Origin of the sequence: Streptomyces marokkonensis, assembly GCF_039539045.1 — a bacterium.
Lineage (GTDB): Bacteria > Actinomycetota > Actinomycetes > Streptomycetales > Streptomycetaceae > Streptomyces > Streptomyces marokkonensis.
The window spans coordinates 1-21,944 of the sequence record NZ_BAABCQ010000080.1; the positions used below are offsets into that span (position 1 = coordinate 1).

A 21,944-nucleotide genomic window follows, 5' to 3' on the forward strand; every position below is an offset into this window, starting at 1 on the left:
GGTCGTGTGACCTGCGAGGTTAAACGCCAAGCTGAGGGGGCGGAAGGAAAGCCGTCAGGGCTGCCGCCGCCATCACGGTGACGGCGATGCGCGACGTGGAACGCTTCATGACTATTGATCCTTTTCCCATAAGGTGCGGCCACGGTGTGCCGCTCTGATGACGACCGCCTCGCACAGGGAGGGCCCGTCTTATCCTGATCATTCGTGGGGAATGCGGGCTGGAACGGCGCACAGCTGCGTCGCGCCGTGTGCCCTCGGGCAGCGAAAGCGTCGGTCGGGCGGGTGTTCCCGCGCTGAACCGGGATGGTCGGGCCGAGCGTCCTCGCTCGGCTGGGATATGCGAAGCCCTTCCACAAGCGCGTCGGTGGAGAGCTGAGTTCTGGACCTGCCACAGGTGGGCGGGCCTGTGCAAGCGGTCGGTCAGTCGACGAGGGCGGTGGCTTCGATTTCGACGAGGACGCCCGGGTCGAAGAGGCAGTCGACGCCGATGAGTGACGCCGGGGGGAGGGGCTGGGGCAGCCCGATCTCGTCCGCGACGCTTTCGACGCCCGCCATGAAGGCGCCCATCTTCTCCGGCTTCCACTGCGTGACGTAGACGGTCAGTCGGACCACGTCTTCGAACGTCGCGCCGGCCCCGGCAAGACCGCGTGCGGTGTTCCGCAGCGCCTGCGCGACCTGCCCGGAGAGATCTCCCGGCGCGACGGGGGTCCCGTCCGCGAGGCTGGAAGTCTGCCCGCTGACGTGGACGTGTCTGCTGCCGGTGCCGACGGCGACGTGATGGTAAGGCGCGGGCTGCAGCAAGCCCTCGGGGGTGAAACGTTGGACGGACATGGTGGTCTCCTTCCGGTGACGGACCTCGTATACCTTTGATACCTAGGAGTCACAGGACACTTCAACGAGACCAGGTTTCATGACCGATACCGCCTCTTCCCACGACGACGAACTGAGCATCCCGGCGCCGCACCGCGAACTGCTCGACCAAGTGCTGGACAAGTGGTCGTTGAGCGTGCTCAGCGAGCTGTGCGAGGGACCGCGCCGGTTCAACGAGCTGCGCCGTGCGATCCCCTCGGTCACACAGAAGTCGCTGACTGCCACCCTGCGCAGACTGGAGCGCAACGGCATCATCGAGCGCGAGGTCGTGAGCTCCAGGCCGGTCGCAGTGGAGTACCGGGTCGCTCCGCTGGGGAAGACCATGCGCCCGCCCGTCGATGTCCTCCTGGACTGGGTACGGACGTACATGCCCCAGATCGAAAAGGCACGGGAGTCCTTCGACGCCAGGTGAGATGCTGAGCGGGAAGGCCGCCCGCGCTTCGCGACACGTTTCTGCCTTCATCGGCGGGGCGTGATCCTTCGGACCTACCCCGCCGGGTCCGTTGTCGGGAGACAGGTGACCGGCAGCTCCCAGGAGACCGGCAATCGGCTGGGGGCCCAGTCGACCGACGACAACGTCGGCGGGCGGACCCGTACCGGACTGCTCATCGCGGACGGCCACTGACAGGCGCGGGCTCCGGCTCACGAACGTGGCCCGAGTACTGGGGTGAGACCGCATGCCACGTCCCTGGCGGCCGAAGCCGGATTCGCCGCGGTTGCCATACTGCCTGCATGTTCACGCTCCTCGTGCTCGGCTCCGTCCTGTCGGCCGGCCTGGCCGCTTGGGCCGCCGAGCGTTCACTGCGTCGCACGCGCCGGCGGACCAGGTACGGGCGGTACGCACCGTGGGTTCATCCGCGAGGCCGGCTCGCCGCACCGCTGAACTGGGTGGCCGACAGCCGACTGCTGCGGAGGCTGTGTGAGCGCATCCCCTCAATGGTCTTTGTCAGCAACGTGACCGACGTTGTCTACGTCAACTACGTGGTCGATGCTCACCGCATCGCGCCCCTGGTCCCACCCGGCCTGGAGCTGCAGCGTCTCGGCGAGAGGGGCGACCAGGCGATGGTGACCTTCCTGAGTTACCGCCATGGGCATCTGGGGCCGGCGCTGTTCGTCCGGTGGCGGCGGCTCCTGCCCTCCCCGTTGCAGAGCAACTGGCGGATCTACGTGCGCCACCCCCGCACAGGTTCCCTGGGCGTCTACTTCCTCAGTACCGCTGTCGATCGCACGGTGCACGCCCTCGGTGCGCGCATGGTCGCCGAGGGGTTGCCCATGCACGTTCTTGATCGAGCTTCGGCACTCGTTGCGCAGGACGATCGGATCGATCTCCTTCTGGCTCCGGGGCGCGGTACCGCACCGGACGCCGAGGCCCACCTCGTTCCGCTGCCCGAGTGGCCGACGGATGGACCCTGGCGACGGGCTTTTCCCGACTACGGAAGGATGCTCGCCTACTGCGTGCCTCAGGACCGTGCGCTCTCGGTCCAGCCGTGGCACGGACAGGTGACCCGGCAGGAGATCTCTCTCGGTATCCCACTCGATTCCTGCACAGCTCTTTCCGGGCCGGTCGTGTCCGCAGCGGCCAGTGCTCTCGTCGGAAACGCCGAACCGTTCGCTTTCCTGGTACCGCGTGTGCGGTTCCTTCTCGAGAGTGAAGCACGCGATCCGCTCTGAAGCGGGGCAAAGGCGGACCCGCACCGGTGGGCTCTCTTCGTTCGAGTGCCGGCCGCGAGGGCTTGATCAGGGCATTGTCGGTGGTCGCCTCCAGTGTCTCCTCCATGACGCGATCATCGCGGAGCCTCGCCTATGCGCGTCCCTCCGCACTCGGAGCTTCGGCGGACGGGAGCCTCTTGGGGCTGGAGACCTCCCGAGGCGCGACGCCCTCCGGCTTCCAGGACCATCCCCGGTTCTTCTCGGGTTTCCTCACCAGTCCCCAGGCAGCCGCCGCCGGCCTGCTCTCGGTGGCCGACATCGCCGCCGCCCGCTACTACCGGCCTCACCTGGCGGCTTGGCTGGACCCGGTGGTGACCGGCAACGGCGACCGGCTCCGCTTCGAGTCGTTCTCCGGCTGCTGCGGTGTCTACGCACGGCTCGACGTGCTGGCAGACGCACTCGACGGAGGAGAGATCGGGCACGGCACCAGCAACTTCGACGTCAACAACCCGTTACGTGAGGCGCTCACGCGCGTCGGCCCACGCGATCCGGTTCATCTGCGGGTGGGGCCGGACGAGTTGGCGGTGACCACACTGGGCGGCGCGGTGGTGGAGAAGAAGGTGCCCCTGCCCGACCGGTGGTTGCGCGGCTTCGCGGAGGCGCAGGCGATCGCCGCCAAGTTCGGTTCCTGCGGTCATTTCCTCGCAGCGGTGGAAGAGAACCGCGCGGCCCCGTTTGGTTCGTGCCGGCCCGGCAGGGACTCAGGCCCACGACGCGTCCCGCACCAGGAGCGGTGTGCCTGCCCGGACCGGAGCGGCTGGCCGCGTTTCACCGTGTGCTGCGGCACGCTACCGCGCTGCGTGTCCACGGTCCCGTGGGGGACGGCGGGGCGGCCACCGCGAGTGCCTGGGAAGCGGTTCTGCCGGGCATGCGGCTGACACTCACTCTCTCCCCGGACCCCGCAAGGGGTTTCTCCGGTGAGGGCGGCGTACTGGAGGCACTGGCCGACGACGAGACCGTCCAGGACGCGGAACTGGTGGCCGTGCTGCTGGCGTGGGAACCGCGGATCGACGTGAGTGCTCTGGCCGCGGCCTGCGGGCTGACCACCGCGCGGGTCCGGTCGGCGCTGACGCGCCTGGCGACCTCCGGCCGGGTGGGTTACGACACGGCCGAAGCAGCCTATTTCCACCGGCAGCTCCCCTACGACTCCGGTCTCGCCGAGCGTCACAACCCGAGGCTGAGGCATGCCCGTGCCCTGCTGTCGGCCGGTGCCGTGACGCTGGACGGCGCGATGGGGACCGTCACGGCCGAGGACGGCCACACCCACCGGGTGCGCGAGGACGCCGGCGTCTTGAGGTGCAGTTGCCTGTGGTGGGCGAGATACCGGGGCGGACGCGGCCCCTGCAAGCACGCGCTGGCGGTACGGATGGCACGACGGGAGAGGAACAGTTGAGCAAGCTGATCGAAGCGGTGCGCGGCGGGCGGACGGACGACGTGGTGACGATCGTGAACGGCATGACGGCCGCCGAACGGCGTGGGGAACTGCCGGCGCTGAGGGCGTTGCGCAAGGAGTTCCGCGACGCCTGGGTGACGCCGCAGCTCCAAGCGGCCTCTCCTGCGCTGCTGGTGGCGTGCCTCGGCTGCCAGAGCGGAGCGGCGGCCGTCGCGTCCTGGCTCACAGCTTCCGGCTGGGAGCGCATGTGGGTGGCGGAGAAGAGATTCCTCCCCATGCTGGAGGAGCGCCCCGCCGGATGGCTGGCGGAGCTGGCGCACCGGATCGCCGACCGCAGGCCCTCCACGGACATCCGGTATCACCTTCTCGAAGCGATCGTGCAGGCGGCCCGATGCCCGATGCCGGTGACCGACGCCTCCGTGCACGCGTGGATACGCAACATCTACGGCAACGGCTGGAACACCGACGTGATCGCCGAGCGGCTGAGACAGTCGCCCTACCTCAGGCCCATGGTGGCCGGCCTCTTCACGGCAGGGGGGACCGGCCAGGCGCTGAACAGCGGTCACTCCAACAAGGACAATCCCTGGCTTCTCGCTCTCGCGCGGCTCACCGCGGAAGGCACGCTCGACCGCGCCACCATGGTCGACGGATGTCTGGGGCGGCTGTTGCGCGGCGGAACAGCGGTGGATCAGCGGGTGTTCCACCGGCTGCTGCTCGACCTCGACCTGTCCGCCGAGGAGCACGCCGGGCACACCGCCGACTGGCGGGCCCTGGCCGCCGACGCGCTCCAGCCCGTCGCCGTCCACGCCCAGTCCGTCCTCGCCGATCTCGCCCTGGCCGGAGCCCTGCCGACGCATGACCTGGCCGACATGACGCGGGCGGTGCTCATCCGGCCGGAGAAGAACCTGGTCCGAGCCCAGCTGAAACTGCTGGACAAGGCGGTGACCCGCGACACCGCCACGGCCGACGCACTGCTCCCGGCCGCGGTCCACGCCTTCACCCACGAGGACACCGAGGCCCAGGAACGGGCTCTGAAGCTGATCGAGCGGCACGGGACACATCTGACCAACGCCGCCTCGCGTGAGGAGATCCTCGCCTCGGCCGCGCCCATCGCCCTCGGCCTGCGCACCCGAGTGGTCGAAGCCCTGGGAACCGGAGCGGAGGAAGCTCTGCACGCGGCCGGCGAGGACACGCTGCCGCCCGTTCCGTCTCCGGTCGCGCTCGCGTCGCCGCCGGCCTCAGTGGCGGAGACGGCCGAGGAGACCGGCGCGCTGCTGGCCTCCCACGGCATCCTGCCCGTCGCCGACTTCGAGCGGACCCTGGACGGACTGGTGCGCTGGGCCCATGAGGATCGAGCAGCACTGCTGGAGGCGCTCGAGCCGGTAGCGGCGACGCGGTGGTGGTCCCGCACCTGCCGCCGGCCTCTCCCCGACGACTCGGTCCCCTCCGCCTTCGCCCCCTCCCATGTCCGCTTCACCCCGCGACTCGCCCTCGACCTGGTCCTCGCCGGCCTCCACCAGCGGATCACACCGGGCACCGCGAAGGCAGTGCTCGACGGTGGGGGCGCGCATGCCGGATGCCTCCCGGACGGCCCCTTCCGGGCCCGCTTCTGGGAGATCGCCCACAGGTTGCTCACCGATCCGCAGCCGTTCCTGCTGTCGACGCCGAGCTGGGACAACGGGCTGCTGGAGCCAGGGGAACTGACCGACCGGCTGAAGACGTACCAGCGGCTGGGCGCCCACGTCGGAGCGTGCGACTTCGCACAGGCCCTGCTGCGGGTGCGCACCACGGATCGGGCGGCCGCCGAGGCCGCCGCCGAGCGGGCCGCGGTGCTGGGCACGCCCGAGGGGCGGCGGCTCGCCGACTGGCTGCGGACCGGCGGCCTCACCGGCACGGTCCTGCACCGCACGGTGACGGACCAGACGACACCGGTCGTCCGGTCCGGCGAGATCACGGCCTTGCACATGTTCCCACTCGCTTTCCGTGAGCTGGGGAGTCCGGCACTCGGTTCCCACCACCGGTGCTGGTGCGCCGCCACCGCGGCCGTCCAGCAGACCCACTGGCCCGCCCTCCTGCCGGAGCACCCCGAACTCATAGCCCTGCGGCTGATACAGCACGTCCTGCCCTGCGCGCAGTACCCCGAGAAAGATCCGGACGTCTGCTCCGTCCTGCCCTTGCTCGCGCAGTCACCCGGCGCGAGCGGGCCCGCGACGTCCCTGGTGGTGGCCGGCGGGCTCGGCGTCCAGCGCCAGGAGGACGGAATCGCCGCGGTCGACGCACTGCTGCTGCTGGCGGCACAGAAGAAGCTGGATCCCGGTGCGCTCGCCACCGACCTCGGTGCGCTGATGCTCATCGGGATCGTCGCTCCGAGCCGCCTGGCGGAGTCCCTGGGAACGGCCGCGTCCACCGGCGCGTACCGCACCGTCTGGACCGTGCTGCGTGACGCGCTGCCGCCTCTCCTGTCCAAGGACCTCTCCCCCGCCGAGTCCCGTGGCCTCGGCGAACTGCTCACCGTCGCCGCCGAGTGCGCCGAACGCACCGGAGCCCAGGGCGTAATACCCGGACTCGACCCGATAGTCGACCGGCGGGGCAGCTCACGGCTGGTGAGCCAGGCCCGTCGCCTACGCGCAGCACTTGCCGGCACGTAGGTCCGAAGAGGCGCATCCGCCCGGGGATCCTGCTGCAGGGGCACGTAACGCGGCAGGGACGGTCCGATGCCGGCCGGCTCGAGCGGGAGGTGGTCGGCGTCGGCGGCACGGAGTGCGGCCGACGCCGGCCCCAGGACCTCCGAGCGCGACAACTCCTGTCGCTCGGGCAGCGGTCATGCCGAGTCGGTCGAGGGCGACGACGGCGGGGTGAGTCAGGCTGCGTTCGCCGTGGGCCCGTACCGCCGCGATCGACGAGCTCGGCCATCTTCGTTCTCAGCGGTTCCAGTTTCCCGCGCACCGTCACCTCCAGGCCGAGCTGGTCCCCTGCGTGGGCGGGGCCCCACACGCGCGCCGTTCTTCTCTCGCACGGTTGGGTGTCAAGTGCGCGGGTGAGACGCGCCGTTGAGGTCGACGATGGTTCCCGAGGCCCATGCCGCGGCCGGGGAGGCGAGGAAATGCACCGTGGCGGCGACCTCCTCCGGGGTGCCGACGCGCCCGAAAGGGCTCTCCGCGCGAAGACGTTCGCCTTCCGGGCCGGACAACTTCCCCTTCTGCCGTTCGGTGGCCACGAACCCGGGCGCGACGGAGGTGACCGCGATGCCGTGCGGAGCCAGGGCCACAGCCAGTGACTGACCGAGGGCGTGCAGGGCGGCCTTGGTGGCCCCGTAGGCGGGGAAATCGGGTTCGCCCCGGAACGCGCCGCGCGAGCCGATGTTCACGATCGCCCCGCCGGTGCCCCGGTCGACGAGGTGGTGGGCTGTGGCCCAGCACAAGTCGGCCGCGCCCAGCAGGTTGACGTCGACCATCCGCCGCCAGACCTGCTGCCAGTGCTCCAGCGAGGTCTCGGCGATGGGGTGCCGGGTGTCCGCCGCGGGTGCCAGGGCCGCGTTGTTCACCAGCACGTCCACGGCACCGAGCGCGGCCACCGCCTCGGCCACGGTCCGCTCGGCCGCACCTGGCTCGCCCAGGTCGGCCTGCAGCAGCGTGTGCCCGGTGCCGGGAAGCTCGCGCACCGTCCGTTCGGCGTCCGCACGGCGACCGGCGTACTGCACCGCGACACGGTCACCGCCAGCGGCGAAGGCCCTCGCGACGGCGCGGCCGATGCCCCGCGATCCACCGGTGACGAGCACGCCCCTCATCGGGCGAACACCATCGACTCGTCACGGAAGGACTTGAACTCCAGGGCGTTGCCCGCGGGGTCGCGGAAGAACATGGTCCACTGTTCGCCGGGTTCGCCGGGAAAGCGGCGATGCGGTTCGATGTCGAAGCGCACCCCCGCGGCTCGCAACCGCTCGGCGAACTGGTGGAAGGACTGTTCGGGCAGCAGGAGACCGTAGTGCGGGATCGGCACCCGGTGCTGTCCCACCACGCTGGTACCCGCCGGCTGCGGCACGGTCGGTACCAGGTGGGTCACCAACTGGTGGCCTTCGAGATTCCAGTCCACCCAGTGGTCGGCGCTGCGCCCCTCGGGCAGACCCAGCACCTGTCCGTAGAAGCCGCGGGCGGCGACCAGGTCGTCGACCGGGACTGCCAGGTGGAAGGCGGGTCGGTGTGGCATCGGGGTCCCCTCTGGTGGAGTCGGCGGCCAGGGCAGCCTGACCCACCCGATGTCTCAATGTCAACATTAGGACAAGAGTCGGCTGGAAGTCCGGGGCGAGTCGCCTGGCCGGTCTGGTGGTTCCGATTGTCCGGATGTCAACATGGCGGCATGTCATCTGCACTGCCGAAGGCCGCCCGGCGCGGGCTGGCCGACGAAGCCGCCGACCTGGTGCGCGCCGCGATCTTCTCGGGTCACTTCCCGCCCGGAGCCCCACTGCGCGAAGTGGAGTTGGCCCAACGCCTCGGGGTCAGCCGTGGCTCGGTCCGGGAAGGACTGGCCCAGCTGGAGCACGAGGGGTTGGTGCGTGGCGGCTGGCACCGCGGCACCACCGTCATCAGGGTGACGGCCGAGGACGCGCAGGAGGTCTACGCGCTGCGGGCCGCGTTGGACCGCCTGGCCGCGACCACCGCGCGGCGAGCCGCGACCGCGGAGCAGCTGTGCGCGCTGGATCGGCTGGTGGCCGAGATGACGGCCGAGATCGCCGAGGGCGGTGACGCCCCCCGGCTGGTGGCGCTGGACATCGCCTTCCACGACCAGATCTACGCCGCGGCCGGGAACGGCAGGCTCACCTCCGCCTGGGAGGCGATCCGCTCTCAGGTGCACCTGTTCCAGTTGCGCCGCGTCGACGTGGCCTACGACCACTACCGCGCACGCGTGGTCGACGAGCATCGCGAGCTGGCCGCTCTCCTGCGCTCCGGCGACATCCGGACGCTGGCCCGCCGGGCCGAAGAGCATGTGGAATCCGCGCGGCGCAGTCTGCTGGCCGGTCTGCCGACCGCACCGTGACGTCAGGCACCACGTCAGGCACCGAGGCGTCCAGCCGTACCTGAGCGTGCCCGTATGCGCCAGGCAGCCGGAAAGCGGCGAGTGGCTGTGGGTGGGCTCCGGTTCCGGTTCCGGTTCGTCACCACGTCGTACCGGCTCGGATCTCCCGGCGCAGGGCGGACCGGCCAGGCAGACGCATGCCAAGACAGTGCTGAGGAGTCGCGGCGCTTCACCAGTCGCGGCGCTTCACCTGCGACGGGTGGGAAGCACTCGGCCTGTGCCGCCCTCGGAGAGCAAGGCCGTCGTCGACTCGGACAGGGGTGTGACTGTCCAGGGTGTGCTGTTCCCAGGGTAAGCGCACCCTCCCTCGCCCCTACGGCAGTGCGTCGCGCCGCTCTAGCCTCGACGTATGGACAGAGAGAAGGAGCTCGTCGACAACACGCTGGGAGGTTTCCTCCGGGCGCGGCGCGCCCGCCTGCGCCCCTGCGACGTGGGGATTCCCACCTCCGGTCGTCGCAGGGTGCCCGGTCTGCGGCGTGAGGAGGTGGCCGCCCTCGCGGGGGTGAGTTCCGACTACTACACGCGTCTCGAACAGGGCCGCGAGCGGCATCCGTCCCGGCAGATCCTCGAGGCCGTGGGGCGGGCACTGCAGCTGGACGGCGAAGCGATGGCCCACCTGCACCGCGTGGCCGGCCCGACCACCCGCCGGACACGCCGAGCACCGCGCGTGGAACGAGTCGCCCCGCACCTCAGGCGTCTCCTCGACACGTGGCGTGACACGCCTGCCTTCGTCATGAGCCCCGTACTGGACATCCTGGCCCGTAACCGGCTCGCGAGCGTTCTTCACGCCGACTTCACTCACAGTGACAACTTGTTGCGCATGACGTTCCTGGACCCGGTCGCGCGGCGGTTTCACCGGGACTGGGACCGTGCGGCCGAGTCGACGGTGGCCACATTGCGCCGTGCGGCCGGCATCGATCCCGAGGATCCGCGCCTGAGCCAGGTCGTAGGTGAGCTGTCCCTGAGAAGTGCGGACTTCTCCACGCTGTGGGCGCGGCATGACGTGCGCGCCAAGACGCGGGAGGCGAAACGCTTCCACCATGCTCAGGTCGGTGACCTGGAACTGCACTTCGAGTCCTTCACCGTCAACAGCGCCCCGACGCAGCAGCTCGTCGTCTACCAGGCCGAACCAGGCACGGCGTCCGCCGACGCACTGTCCCTGCTCGGCTCCCTCAGTGCCGGCGCAGTGGCCGAGGAGCCGGCGGCCGGCGCCGCGCTCGACTGAGTCGCCGCCGTTCGGGCCGGGTGCACCGGCCAGGCCCGCACGAGAGGGACGAAGGGCGGGCCGGCCTCTCCGTTAGGTTGGAACAATGAGCGACACCACTCCCTTGGGAGACTTTCTGAGAGCACGGCGCGAAGCTCTGAAACCGCTGGACGTGGGGCTTCCGGAGCACGGGCGCCGCCGGGTGCCGGGGCTGCGCCGTGAGGAGGTCGCCATGCTCGCCGGGGTGAGCGCCGACTACTACATGCGCCTGGAACAGGGACGGGAGTCCAGCCCGTCCCCGCAGGTGATCGACGCGGTCGCCGCCGCCCTGCGCCTCAGTGACGAGGCGCACGACCATCTGCGCAGGCTCACCAGGGCGCCCCAGGAACGTCGCGGTGTTCCGGCCGGCGACGACAGGGTCCACCCCCACCTTCTGCGGCTGATCGACGGCTGGCCCGACACCCCCGCCTTCGTCCTGGGCCCGGCCCTGGACATCCTGGCGCGCAATGCGCTCGCCGCGGCCCTGCACAGCGGATTCCAACGGTTCGACAACCTGGCTCGCATGGTCTTCCTCGACCCGGCGGGACGTGCCTTCTACAGGGACTGGGACGACTCCGCCCACTCGTGCGTGGCCGAACTGCGTGCGGCCTTCGGACACGACCCCGAGTCCCCGCGGATCACCGAGGTCGTCGACACGCTCCGCGGGAGGAGTCCCGAGTTCGCCGGGCTGTGGGCACGGCACGAGGTCAGGAGCAAGACGCAGCAGGAGAAGTACCTGTCGCATCCCGAGGTGGGTGCTCTGGAGATCCAGTTCTCGGCCTTCACCGTCGGGGGAGCCCCGCATCAGCAGCTGGTCGTCTACCAGGCAGAGCCGGCGAGCGCCACCGCGGCCGCCTTCGCCGTGCTCCGGTCCGGTGCCGGCGAAGAGGCGTCGGTAGAGGTGGTGCGCGAGGTTTCGCTGTCGTCCGGCAACAGCTGACTGCTGTGTGGCCCCGCCTGTGAAAGGGCCCTGCACGAGAAGGAGGGCTCGCCGGCCGGCGACGAGCCCTCACTGTGGCATCTGGACGTGTTCGGGCCGGTGAGGGCAACCGTGCCTCGTACCGTCGGCCGCCCGTTCCCGGCGTCGCCGCCCGGAACCGACGGCCCCACGGGAAACCAGGATCAGGTCCCTCAGCCGCGCGACCCCGTACCTTCCCGCCGGACGCGCTGATCGCCCTCACGGTAGAGCACCAGATGCTCGTGGAAGAGAACGCCGTCACGAACGTCCCCCGTGGCGGTGAAACCTGTGTCGTCGACGTAGTCGATGTGGTTGCCGCTGACGGTGTACCGGCCGGTGTAGGCACTCCGGCGCCGTCCCCGGGCCTCGTCGTAGCGGCCGTTCGGCAGTAGTTCCTGGCGGATGAATCCGTCCGCGGTCACCCACATCCCGACGTACGGGTGCGGAGCGCGAGGCGTGTCGTTGCTGGTCATGGCTTCACTCTCGGGCCCCATGACGGAACGTGGCCAGGCCGCCGCGTCCCCGGGTACGGGCTTCCTGGGAGCCGTGCACCCATGATGCGGGGCGGAACGGAGCGGAAGTGACGTGCCGGGGCGGACAGATCTCCCCGACGCTCTGCGCCGGACCGTCATCTCCCTGCCGGCCATGGTGCCGGCCCCTTCCGCTCTCCTCCGGCCGGGCATGGGTGGGTGCCGTGCACCCGGGTGCACGGCGGCCTGGTTCCGCTTGTCCGGCCGGACGAACCTGGTGGTCATGCGGCTGCCGTGACGGCCGAGCAGCCGCGACCCGCCCGTGAGGAAGCCCGCTTCGTTCGCCGGGCGGACCGAAGAGCCGAACCCCTGAGGAAAACGATGACCACCAACGACACCCACGCCCACACCGGCGCCCTGAGCTGGCACCCGGAGGCGCTCGACGAGATCCTCTCGAACGACGGGGGCCGCCCCGTCCTGTTCACCAACGCCCGGATCGTGACGATGGACCCGCTGATCGGGACCATGACCGGTGCCGACATCCTGTTCGTCGGCGACCTGATCGTCGGCGTCGGCCCAGGCATCATCACCGCGGCACAGGACGACAACGCCATCGTCGTCGACTGCACGGGCACGACCATCGTCCCCGCCGTCGTGGACACCGTCGCCCTGGCCGGCGGCCGGGGCCGGCGCTCGGAGTACGTCGCGACGCTGACGCCCGGCAACAACACCGACTTCCTGGTGGTACCCGACGCACTCGCCGCCGACGTGCCGAGCGCGGTGGCCACCCTCATGTCCCGCCCGGAGCAGGTCCGCGCACTGGTCGCGGCCGGCCGTCCCGTCCGGTGGTCGGGCACCGAAATCCCCGGCGGGCCCACAACCCCCCAGGCCGGTATCCCCGCCGCTCCGGACCTGACCGGCAGCCCGCGGCTCGGCGTCTGGATCGACCGGCAGGACTTCCTGCACCAGGAACTCACCGCGGACGGCCGTTACGACGAGACACGGGGCGGCCGCCCCCACGCCTACCAGGGGCGGTTCTGGATCGACGGCGACCGCATCGACTACCTGGACGACCTCGGCTTCTGGGCCTACGGAGAGTTCAAGGGCGACGAGCTGCACCACGCGGGCTACGTCATGAAGCTGGGCTGAGCCGCCCGGCCGGCAACGGCCGAGCCGCCCGCACACACGGCGACAACACCGGGCCCGGACCGTGCCTCCGCAGCCTTTCGGTCCTGGACGCGCGACGCCCGGGTGAACGGCGCCCTGGCTGCCGGGGCCGGCCCCGCCAGAACCGGAAACCGGGCTGCCGGGCGTTCCCGGCAGCCCTCCCCCTCCCCGAAGTACTGAAAGCAGCTTTTCCATGACCCACGTCAACGCCATCGCCGCCCTCGAACAGCTCCGCCGTCGCCCCGCGGACGAACGGCGCATCCTGTTCACCGGCGCGACCATCGTCACCATGGACGCCGACCTCGGTGTCCTGCCCAACGCCGACCTGCTCGTCGAGGGCGACACCATCACCGCCGTCGGTCCCGGTCTCGAGGCCGGTGACGCCGTGGTCGTCGACGCCACCGGCACCGTCCTCAGCCCCGGCTTCGTCGACACCCACCGGCACGCCTGGGAGGCCCAGCTGCGCCGGATCATGCCGGACGTCGACGACCTCGGCGCCTACGTCATGTCCACCCTGGCCGGCTACGCCACCGTCTACCGGCCCCAGGACATGTACACCGGCACCAAGCTCGCCGCCCTCACCGCGATCGACAGCGGCATCACCACCATGCTCGACTTCTCCCACAACTCCCGCACCCCCGAACACTCCGACGCCGCCGTCGAGGCCCTCCGCGACACCGGCATCCGCGGTGTGCACGCCTCCATGGGCCCGCACTTCGGTGACTGGGACAAGCAGTGGCCCGGCGACCTGACACGCCTCAGGGAAAAGTACTTCAACAGTGACGACCAACTGCTGACCCTGCGCCTGGCGACGCTCGCCACCGACGAGATCGCCGGCCCGGCCCTCGCCTACGGCCCCGAACTCGCCCGCGTCGCCAAGGACCTGGGCATCGGGGTGAGCGTGGACGCGGTCTTCGGCACAGCCTCCTCCGAGGTGATCCTGAACTGGGCGAAGGACGGCATCCTCGGCAGCGACGTCACCCTCATCCACGCCACCGGACTGACCCCCGAAGCATGGAAGGCGATGGGGGAAAGCGGCACCACCGTGGCCCTCGCCCCCACCTCCGACGCACAGATCGGCCTGGAGACCGCGATCCCCGCCGTCGACGAGGCTTTGTCCGTCGGCATCCGTCCCGGGCTCAGCATCGACGTCGAAGTCGCCCTGGCCAGCGACATGTTCACCCAGATGCGGGCCCTGCACGCCATCCAGCGGATGCGGGCCGTCAACGCCGCCCACGGCACCGGCCGGCAGCCGGTCCGCATCACCACCCACGACGTCCTGGACTTCGCCACCCTCCAGGGCGCCCGCACCAACGGCCTCGCCGGCGTCACCGGCTCACTCACCCCCGGCAAGAAGGCCGACCTGCTGGTCATCCAGGCCGAGGACCTCAACAACATGCCGCTCAACGACCCGATCGGCACCCTCGTACTGGGCTCCGACGCCCGCAACATCAGCACCGTCCTCATCAACGGCGAGCCCCGCAAGTGGGACGGACAGGTCCTCGACGTCGACCTGCCCGCCCTGCGCAGCGAGGTCCACGCCTCGCGCGAGTACGTGCTGAACACCCACGCAGCCTGATCACCCCGTCACCGCCCCCGGCCGGCCCCTCGCCGGCCGGGGGCGACCCGGTCCCCGGCGCCTGCCATCGGCCGGTCATGCCGCACACGGGGCCACCAGACGTTCTTTCGGAGTCCCCATGCCCCACCCCACCAGCGCACTCGATCACACAACCGGGAGCGGAACGCCCGATCGGCCACCACGCTGGGCCCCGGCCGCCAGGACCACAGCACTGCTCACCACGCTGGGCATACTGATGGCCGGTCAGATGTACACCGTCCTGGCACTGCTGCACCCCATGGCCACCGAGTTCGGCACCACACCCGCTCAGGTCACGTGGACGGCGACGGCATTCGGTTTCGCCTACGCAGCCGGGTTCCTCTTCGCCGGCCCGCTCTGCGACCGCTACGGACCACGCGCCGTGATCACCGTGGGGCTCACGGCCGCCACGGCGTCCACCGCGGCGGTCAGCGCGGTCTCCGACCTTCCCACCGCCGTCGTGCTGCGCAGCCTGCAGGGACTGACCGCCGCGACCTTCGCCCCCGCCGCGCTCTCCTACGTCGTCCGGCACATCGCGCCTCGACACCGCGGCACCTCCCTCACCTGCATCACCAGTGGCATGCTCGCCGCCGCCGTCGTTGTTCAGGTCGGCGCGCAGGCCGTTGCGGCCGGAATCGGCTGGCGTGCGGTCTTCTGGATCAGTGCCGTGCTGATGGCCCTGAACCTGTTCCCGGTGCGCCGGGTCCTGCGACCCACTCCGCGTGGAGGCACCGACGGCGGACTGCTGCAGGCGTTCGCGGCGATGCCGCGGCTGCTGCGACAGCCGCGGCTGGGCGCCCTGTGCCTGTCCACCGTCGCCCTGATGACGGCTTTCGTCTCCCTCTACACGGCGGTGGCCATCGCGGGCCCACCGGCCGTCACCGGCAATTCCACGGCGATCCTCGCCCTGCGGGCCAGCGCGCTCCCCGCCCTGATCGCCGTACCCCTGCTGGTCCCCGTGCTCGGGCGGCTGCCCGCGCCCCTGCGCGCGGCCCTCGCCTTCGCTCTGGCCTCTCTCACCGTCGCCACCGGTTCCTTCCTCGGTGGTCACACGGCGCTGCTCGCCCTGGCCCTGCTGCTGTTCGTGGCCGCCGTCGCGGTAGCGGCGCCCGCGGTCGTCGAAACCATCAACGCCAACGCCCCGCAGGCACGTGGTGCGGCGGTCGCCCTCTACGGGTGCAGCATGTTCATCGGCGCCAGCCTGGGCCCACAGCTCGCCGGTGCGCTCACGGGACTGGGCTTCGACGGCATTCTGCTCGTCGTCGCCGGGGTGCTCCTTCTGGGCGCCTCCCTGATCCTGCCGGCCATGCGCCACTCCACCCCGTGACCCCCGCCATCGGCCCGGCACACAACGCATCGGCCCCCGCAAGGACCTCCCCCGACAGCCGTACGCCGACCGCTGCTCCCCCGGCGTACCACGGGCCGGCCCGCGAGAGCCGGAACCGCCGCCGGCCGAACGCCCCGGGCTCGGCAGCGGAGTCCGTCCGGTGCGGATGCCGGCCATCGAGGCGCATCGGACGGAGCAGAAGCGTTGTCCGGGCCGGCAGCGGAAACGGTCTGCCGAGGCGGGCAGCGGACCTGCCCGCCGCTGGGGACGGTGGCTCAGGGAAGCCGCGGGGACGCCAACGTCACGAGCAGACGGTGTCGTTCGCCGGGACCGTCCCGTCGAGCAGATACGCGTCGACCAGCTCGGTCAGGCAGTCGTTGACGGCGTAGGTGCCGTGCCCCTCGCCGTCCACGGTGAGGTGGACGCCGACCTTCTCTCCCAGTTCGTCCGCCATCTTCTTGGCACCCTCGTAGGGAGTGGCCGGATCACCGGTGTTGCCGATGACGAGGACTGGGTTCGCGCCGTCGGCCGACACCTCGACGGTGGGTGCGTGGCCGTCAGCGGGCCAGCCGGTGCACTGGAGCAGCCCCCAGGCCATCCAGTCGCCGAACACCGAAGATGCCGTGCGGAATCGGGGCAGGTGACGGTGTACGTCCTCAAGGGTGAAGCGGTCCTTGTAGTCCGCGCAGTTCACCGCGGTGTTGGCTGCGTTGATGTTGGCGTATCCGTCGTCGTCGATCCGTTCGTTGAGGAGGTCGGAGAGCAGCAGCAATGCGCTGCCGTCGCCGTCCATGGCGGCCTCCAGTCCGCCCCTGAGCAGCAGCCAGCTCTCCTGGTCGTAGAGGGCGGCGGCGATGCCGTTGAGGGCGTGGCTCTGGGTCAGGGGACGCCCGAACTCCGTGGGCAGGGGGTCGGTGTCCAGGCGCTCGAGCAGCGCGATGATGTCCTTCTCGCCCTGCTGCGGGTTCGTGCCTTCGAAGAAGCAGGAGTCCTGCCGTACGCAGTCCTCCAGGAAGTTGCGCAGTGCGCCCTGGAACCCCTTCGCCTGGCCGAGGGCACCGTTCAGGGCGTCCTCGGTGGGGTCGACCACGGCGTCGAAGACGAAGCGCCCGACACGCTTCGGGAAGAGATGTGCGTAGACGCCGCCGAGCTGTGTGCCGTAGGAGATGCCGAAGTAGTTGAGTTTCTCGTCGCCCAGGACGTGGCGCATCAGGTCGAGGTCACGTGCGGCCTCCTGGGTGCCGACGTGATCCAGCACCGCGCCCGACTCGCTCTGGCAGGCCCGGGCGAACGCGCGTACCCCACGCTCGCGGGCCTTCTCCTCCGTGGCGTCGTCAGGGGTGGCGTCCGCGGCCAGCCAGACGTCCATGGCCTTCGTGTCCAGACAGTGCACGCCGGCACTGTCCCCGACCCCGCGAGGGTCGAAACTGACCAGGTCATAGCGCTTGTGAAGCGTCATGTACTCGTCGCCGGCGGCGAGGGGGAGGGTGAGCACCCCGGAGCCGCCGGGGCCGCCGAAGTTGAAGACCAGGGACCCGAGGCGCTTCTCGCCGGAGTCCGGGGACGCCTTCGCCCGGATCAGGGCCAGATCGATGGTTTCGCCGTCGGGGTCCGCGTAGTCCAGCGGAGCCTTCATGGTGCTGCACTGCCACGTCGTTCCGTCCGACAGCTTCTCGGGCCTGTCTCCGCCGCCCTGGGCCGTGGACGGAGCGGAACACGCGCTCCACTTCAGTTCCTGCTCGCTGAGAGCGGTGGGCACCGCGGGTGTCGCGGCATCGCCGCGAGCGTCGTCGGCGGTCTCGGGGTTGCAGGCTGTCACCGCGGTGGCCGCCAGCACGGCGAGCGACGCCAGGGCGACAGCGGTCCGGGACATGCGAGGTTGTGCGGGCATGCTTGTGCCGGTCTCCAGTTGGTGTGGGTGATACGGGCGCAGTGGACGGCCGCTCACACGAAGTCGTGGTGGTGGGTGTACCGGTCGGTGCGTGTGCCCTGGAAGGACCTGATCCCCCCGGAGGCTCGACGCGACGACGCGATCCATGTGCCGATCCTTTCGCGCTGAACGTGCCGCCCCGTCGCCCGCCGGAAGGATCGTCGCCTAGTCCGCGGGACATAGAGCGGTGGCGCGACCGCAGGGCCGGCACCGCGTGACCCCTTGAACCCCGCGGTGTCGGGGAGGGCGACGCCCGGCCATACACTTGCGCCAATGGGGAAAGGACGTCGGGTCAGGCCACTGCCGGTACTGTTCATGGGAGCGCAACTGCTGCTGTGGTTCAGCGTCGTTGCGTCTTCGAAGGAGCCGCCGGACACCATTGAGTGGATCACCGCCTTCTGTGCCACGGCGCTCGCTGTGGTGGCGCTCGATCGGCGTCACCGGGCACCGCTCGCCGCCCTGGGCGTCATCGTCGCGGTGTCCGTGGTGGGACAGATCCTGGCGCCACCCGACCTGCTGGGCCTGGTACCGGGGCCGGCGGTCATGGTGGCGCTGTTCACCGTCACCGTTCTGTGCAGCTGGCCCGTCGGCCTGGGCGCGACCGCGGCTGTCGCCGTCGTCCAGCTCCTGCAGGCGGCCGCACGGCACGGCGTCGGCGGTCTTCTTCTCTCCGACTGGCTCACTGGCGTCGGCCCTTTTCTGCTGGTGTCCGCTCTCGGCACCGGCCGCCGGCACTGGCTGCGGGAACGGCAGGCCACGGCGGAGCGGCTGGCCGGTGCCGAGCAGCAGCAGGCGCAGGCCGCCGAGGCGGAACGGGAACGGCTGGCCGGTGAGTTGCACGACATCAGCGCGCACCACCTCACCTCCGTCGTGGTATCCGTCGAGGCCGCCCGCAGGCTCGGTGACAGCAGGCCCGACCTGGCCGCGGAGGCACTCGCGTTCGCGCGCCGCACCGCACGGGAGACCCAGTCCGCACTGCGGCGTCTCGTAGCGGTCATGCAGGTGGACGACCCACCGGCTCCCCAGGCGATGACCGCTCCGATCGAGACGCTGATCGCCGGATTCGGCAGGCTGGGCCGCCCCGTCTCCGTCTCCCTGCCCGCTGATCTCACCGGACCCGCGGCGGAAGCGGCCCACGGCATCATCCGGGAGGCCCTGACCAACGCCCTGCGCTACGCGCCGGGCGCCGCGGTCAGCGTGCGGGTGCAACGGGCCGGGGACACCCTGCATCTGACCGTCGACAACGACAGGCCGCCCGGCGGCGCGGACACCGGCACGGCGGGGATCGGCTCCGGCCGGGGGGTGGAAGGAATGCAACGGCGTGCCGCCGTCCTCGGCGGGAGGCTGTCCGCGGGACCCCGCCCCGACGGAGGCTGGCGCGTACACGCCGTGCTCCCCGACGCCGCGTCCGGCCCTCGGCCGAGCCCAGGGCGTCGGCGTGACTTTCCTCGCGAGCAGCGGATCGCGGACAGGGCGGTCTTCGGCTCGGCCGCCGCGGTGGCGTCGGGCGTCGCCCTGACGAAGGCGGAGGACGCCGGCTACGGGGCCGGCACGTGCCTGCTGCTCGTGTCGGTGCTGACCCTCCACGCACTGCCGTTGCTGTGGCGCCGCCACGCGCCCTGGGCGGTCCTGGCGGTGACCGGGGCCGCCGCCCTCCTGTGGCCGGTTCTGCTCCGCGGTGGTGCGCTGCCGCCGTCCTCCGCGATCTGCTTCCTCGGCGGCGGCATCGTCGCACCGGCCGCGGTCTACGCGGTCGCGGCGTACGGCCGAGTCCTGAGAACCGCGCCCATGCCCTCCGGCCGACACGTCCCGCCGCCGACGGCGCATCCACTGACATGTCCGGCGGGCTCACGGCTGTCGTTTCTGTCCGTGCCCGCCGCGGTTCTCCCGTCGGCGATCTCCTTCACGGCCGCCTTCGCCGCCGACGGGACGCTGCTCGGAGACCCGGCCGGGCCTTTTCTCGTGCTGTTCCTCGCCTGCTGGACGCTGGTCCTGTCCGGCCTGGGATGCACGGCCGCCTGGGGGGCGGGATGGCTGATGCACAGGCGTCGCAGGCGGGAACTGGGCCGGGAGGACACGGCCCTCACCACTGTGCTGTCGAGCACGAGGGCCATGGTCCACGGCGAACGGCAGCGAGTCGCCGTCGGTCTGCGGGAGACGGTGCTCCGGCAGACGGACCGGATGATCTCCTCGGCTGAGGAGGGCAGCCTGGAGCAGGTGGCCGCCGCTACGCGGGCAACACTGAGCGCCATGCGCCAGTTGCTCGGAAGCCTGGACGCCGGCAGAGCGCCGAAAGCGCCTCGAAGAGCCCTCGTGACGAACACCCCTCGCATGTAGAAGTGGCCCGTGCCGAAAGGTCGGCGACTGCTTGGCGGCCTCGGATGCGCACGCCGACCTGGTGGGTCCCGCGCACCGCCTCCATGGGAGGATGCGGCGCAGACAGTGGCCCCGGTGCGGGCGAAGAGAGGAGCAGGACCATCGGTATCCGTGTGCTGGTCGTGGACGATCAGGCGATCGTCCGCGCGGGTTTCGTGGCGATCCTGACGACCGAGGCCGACATGACCGTGGTCGGCGAGGCAGCGGACGGTGACGCGGCCGTGGCGATGTCGGCACAGCTCGCGCCCGACCTGGTGCTCATGGACATCCGCATGCCGGGTATGGACGGACTGACGGCGACCCGGCTGATCACCAATCACGGCAGCGGCGCCCGGGTTCTCGTGCTCACCACGTTCGACCTCGACGCCTATGTCTACGAGGCTCTGCGCGCCGGGGCCTCCGGCTTTCTGCTCAAGGATTCCGAGCCGGAGGACCTCCTGACCGCGATACGGGTGGTCGCCTCCGGTGACGGCGTCCTCGCGCCCGCGGTCACGGGACGTCTGATAGCAGCCTTCGCTCGGGGGGCCTCCTTCCCTCCGGAGATCACGAGGGCGCTGGACAGCCTCACCAACCGCGAACGCGAGATCCTCGTCCTCGTCGCCACGGGCCTGAGCAACGCGGAGATCGGCGCGCGTCTGGAAGTAGCCGTGGGAACGGTGAAGGTGCACGTGAGCTCAGTGCTCAACAAGCTGGGCCTACGGGATCGTGTGCAGGCGACCATTTTCGCCTACGAGAGTGGGCTGGTCCGCCCGTCGGTGACGCCGGCTCTCTGAGCGGCCCTCCGCTTGCCTGCCACCAGGGCGATCAGAGGGAGAGTTGGCCGCGAAGCCGGCAGTCGCGATCGCGGACCCGCGGTGGACTGCGCCGCCGCTGCCCTGCGCGGGCCGACTCCGCCCAGCCTTCTTCGCCTGCCGTCCAGGACCCCGAAAGCAAGGCCGCCCAGCGCGGAAGGGCCGGGCCCCGGAACAGTCACCGCCGGGTCTTTGTCCGCTCCCCGTGCGCTGCTGCTCGGCAGGTACGACCACGAAGACCACCAGCAGAGCAGGTCACGAAACCCGCACGGGTCGTTCCGTGATCTCACTGCGACGATCCGTGCCGTCGAGACACGGGGTTCGCGGACGGACGAGACGGCGCGTTGCTCCTGCCGGCGATCGACGAGTCGCGCCGCATCAGTCACTGAAGCAACGTGAAGGTCACTCGGACGGCATCCTCCACACGTGATTCCTGGCTTCACCCACCTACACCGCTCCAAGAACACACCTCTACGGAAGCAAACCTCACTGATGGGTGAAGCGACCGGCGCTCCTTGGAGGGCGGCGTTCGACCGTCGGCGACGCGGCCGCCGACCCTGCGATCGATTCCCCAGAAAAGGGATATCGGGCGCGCCGCCGTATCGCGGCATCGTGTGCTCGGATATGTCCCGCAGCCCCGACGCGAGGCTCGATACACGAGGAGGATGGGACCCACCGTGCCTGCACCCACCGTCTGGGAAGGAACCCGCTTGAGGGCGAACGCGCCGTCACCTTCGTTTTCTTCGGCATCGGCGAGCAGACGAGCGGCAGCAGGGCTCCCGAGGAGCTGACCGCGGCCGCCCGCTTCTGCCGCCCCTTCGTGCTGTTGGCGGACGGACCCACCGAGGCGGGAACTACCCGGCTCCAACGGCGGGCAGACGATCCTCCGGCGACTCCTGGGAGACCACACGCTCCGCAGTCGTCGACGCAACGGGCCGGTCCGGCGAGCCGCCGTCACTGCCCCGGCGACACCCCCGCGACACCCCCGAGAACGCCACGCCCTCCACGAGCGGCGCTGTTCTCGCCACCCGTCCGGCGA

The 21,944-nt window shown here is 70.7% G+C and carries 16 protein-coding genes and 1 pseudogene; 12 read left to right on the plus strand and 5 right to left on the minus strand.

What is annotated here, in order from left to right; genetic code table 11:
• Positions 1 to 420 precede the first annotated feature (420 nt).
• Entirely contained in the window at positions 421 to 831 is a 411-nt protein-coding gene (locus tag ABEA26_RS20435; RefSeq protein ID WP_345594203.1) for a RidA family protein, read from the minus strand.
• 79 nt (positions 832 to 910) lie between these two features.
• Here ABEA26_RS20435 and ABEA26_RS20440 point away from each other — a divergent pair, with 79 nt between their 5' ends.
• From ABEA26_RS20440 to ABEA26_RS20455, 4 genes and pseudogenes are all read left to right on the plus strand, one after another.
• Positions 911 to 1,282 (plus strand): winged helix-turn-helix transcriptional regulator, encoded by a 372-nt coding sequence (locus ABEA26_RS20440; protein WP_061441704.1) that lies wholly within the window; start codon positions 911 to 913, stop codon positions 1,280 to 1,282.
• Between the two features lie 320 nt (positions 1,283 to 1,602).
• Positions 1,603 to 2,541, plus strand: a complete 939-nt coding sequence (locus ABEA26_RS20445; RefSeq protein WP_345594205.1) for a DUF2071 domain-containing protein — start codon at positions 1,603 to 1,605, stop codon at positions 2,539 to 2,541.
• A 104-nt stretch (positions 2,542 to 2,645) separates the two neighbouring features.
• A pseudogene (locus tag ABEA26_RS20450) lies at positions 2,646 to 3,973 on the plus strand (SWIM zinc finger family protein).
• Positions 3,970 to 6,621 carry a DUF7824 domain-containing protein gene (locus ABEA26_RS20455; RefSeq protein ID WP_345594207.1) on the plus strand — a complete coding sequence of 884 codons (2,652 nt, stop codon included), beginning with the start codon at positions 3,970 to 3,972 and terminating at the stop codon, positions 6,619 to 6,621. Before ABEA26_RS20450 ends, ABEA26_RS20455 begins: the two are co-directional and overlap by 4 nt.
• Positions 6,622 to 6,998: 377 nt before the next feature.
• On the opposite strand, the gene ABEA26_RS20460 is transcribed toward ABEA26_RS20455, so the two are convergent.
• Both ABEA26_RS20460 and ABEA26_RS20465 read right to left on the minus strand, forming a co-directional pair.
• The gene (locus ABEA26_RS20460) at positions 6,999 to 7,760 is read right to left on the minus strand and encodes an SDR family NAD(P)-dependent oxidoreductase (protein WP_345594209.1); all 762 of its coding nucleotides are present in this window, start codon (positions 7,758 to 7,760) and stop codon (positions 6,999 to 7,001) included.
• Positions 7,757 to 8,179: a VOC family protein gene (locus ABEA26_RS20465; protein WP_055469143.1), complete on the minus strand. Its 423-nt coding sequence runs from the start codon at positions 8,177 to 8,179 to the stop codon at positions 7,757 to 7,759. The genes ABEA26_RS20460 and ABEA26_RS20465 overlap by 4 nt, the downstream gene beginning before the upstream one ends.
• A 150-nt stretch (positions 8,180 to 8,329) precedes the next feature.
• Here ABEA26_RS20465 and ABEA26_RS20470 point away from each other — a divergent pair, with 150 nt between their 5' ends.
• The 3 genes from ABEA26_RS20470 (at position 8,330) to ABEA26_RS20480 (ending at position 11,229) form a co-directional block, all read left to right on the plus strand.
• Positions 8,330 to 9,007, plus strand: coding sequence for a GntR family transcriptional regulator (locus tag ABEA26_RS20470; RefSeq protein ID WP_345594212.1), 678 nt, complete (start codon positions 8,330 to 8,332; stop codon positions 9,005 to 9,007).
• Between the two features lie 388 nt (positions 9,008 to 9,395).
• The gene (locus tag ABEA26_RS20475) at positions 9,396 to 10,271 is read left to right on the plus strand and encodes a helix-turn-helix transcriptional regulator (protein ID WP_030856485.1); all 876 of its coding nucleotides are present in this window, start codon (positions 9,396 to 9,398) and stop codon (positions 10,269 to 10,271) included.
• 85 nt (positions 10,272 to 10,356) lie between these two features.
• A complete protein-coding gene (locus ABEA26_RS20480; RefSeq protein ID WP_345594214.1) occupies positions 10,357 to 11,229 on the plus strand; it encodes a helix-turn-helix transcriptional regulator in 873 nt (290 codons plus the stop codon).
• 191 nt (positions 11,230 to 11,420) lie between these two features.
• Here the strand turns inward: ABEA26_RS20480 and ABEA26_RS20485 are convergent, their stop codons facing one another.
• Positions 11,421 to 11,720: an Atu4866 domain-containing protein gene (locus tag ABEA26_RS20485; RefSeq protein WP_061441713.1), complete on the minus strand. Its 300-nt coding sequence runs from the start codon at positions 11,718 to 11,720 to the stop codon at positions 11,421 to 11,423.
• A gap of 378 nt (positions 11,721 to 12,098) precedes the next feature.
• On the opposite strand from ABEA26_RS20485, the gene ABEA26_RS20490 reads away from it, so the two are divergent.
• The 3 genes from ABEA26_RS20490 to ABEA26_RS20500 all read left to right on the plus strand — a co-directional run bounded on the left by ABEA26_RS20490 (position 12,099) and on the right by ABEA26_RS20500 (position 15,808).
• On the plus strand, positions 12,099 to 12,866 hold the full coding sequence (locus ABEA26_RS20490; protein WP_345594217.1) for an Atu4866 domain-containing protein: 768 nt from the start codon (positions 12,099 to 12,101) through the stop codon (positions 12,864 to 12,866).
• Between the two features lie 211 nt (positions 12,867 to 13,077).
• Positions 13,078 to 14,463, plus strand: coding sequence for an amidohydrolase family protein (locus ABEA26_RS20495; protein ID WP_345594219.1), 1,386 nt, complete (start codon positions 13,078 to 13,080; stop codon positions 14,461 to 14,463).
• A gap of 235 nt (positions 14,464 to 14,698) precedes the next feature.
• On the plus strand, positions 14,699 to 15,808 hold the full coding sequence (locus tag ABEA26_RS20500) for an MFS transporter (RefSeq protein WP_345594220.1): 1,110 nt from the start codon (positions 14,699 to 14,701) through the stop codon (positions 15,806 to 15,808).
• A gap of 301 nt (positions 15,809 to 16,109) precedes the next feature.
• Here ABEA26_RS20500 and ABEA26_RS20505 read toward each other — a convergent pair whose 3' ends face one another.
• Complete coding sequence (locus ABEA26_RS20505; RefSeq protein WP_345594221.1) at positions 16,110 to 17,699, minus strand: alpha/beta hydrolase; 1,590 nt, start codon at positions 17,697 to 17,699, stop codon at positions 16,110 to 16,112.
• 312 nt (positions 17,700 to 18,011) lie between these two features.
• Between ABEA26_RS20505 and ABEA26_RS20510 the strand changes: the two genes are divergently transcribed.
• The gene (locus ABEA26_RS20510) at positions 18,012 to 20,075 is read left to right on the plus strand and encodes a sensor histidine kinase (RefSeq protein WP_228970493.1); all 2,064 of its coding nucleotides are present in this window, start codon (positions 18,012 to 18,014) and stop codon (positions 20,073 to 20,075) included.
• A 140-nt stretch (positions 20,076 to 20,215) separates the two neighbouring features.
• Positions 20,216 to 20,887 carry a response regulator gene (locus ABEA26_RS20515; protein ID WP_345594239.1) on the plus strand — a complete coding sequence of 224 codons (672 nt, stop codon included), beginning with the start codon at positions 20,216 to 20,218 and terminating at the stop codon, positions 20,885 to 20,887.
• The last annotated feature ends 1,057 nt before the right edge of the window (positions 20,888 to 21,944 follow it).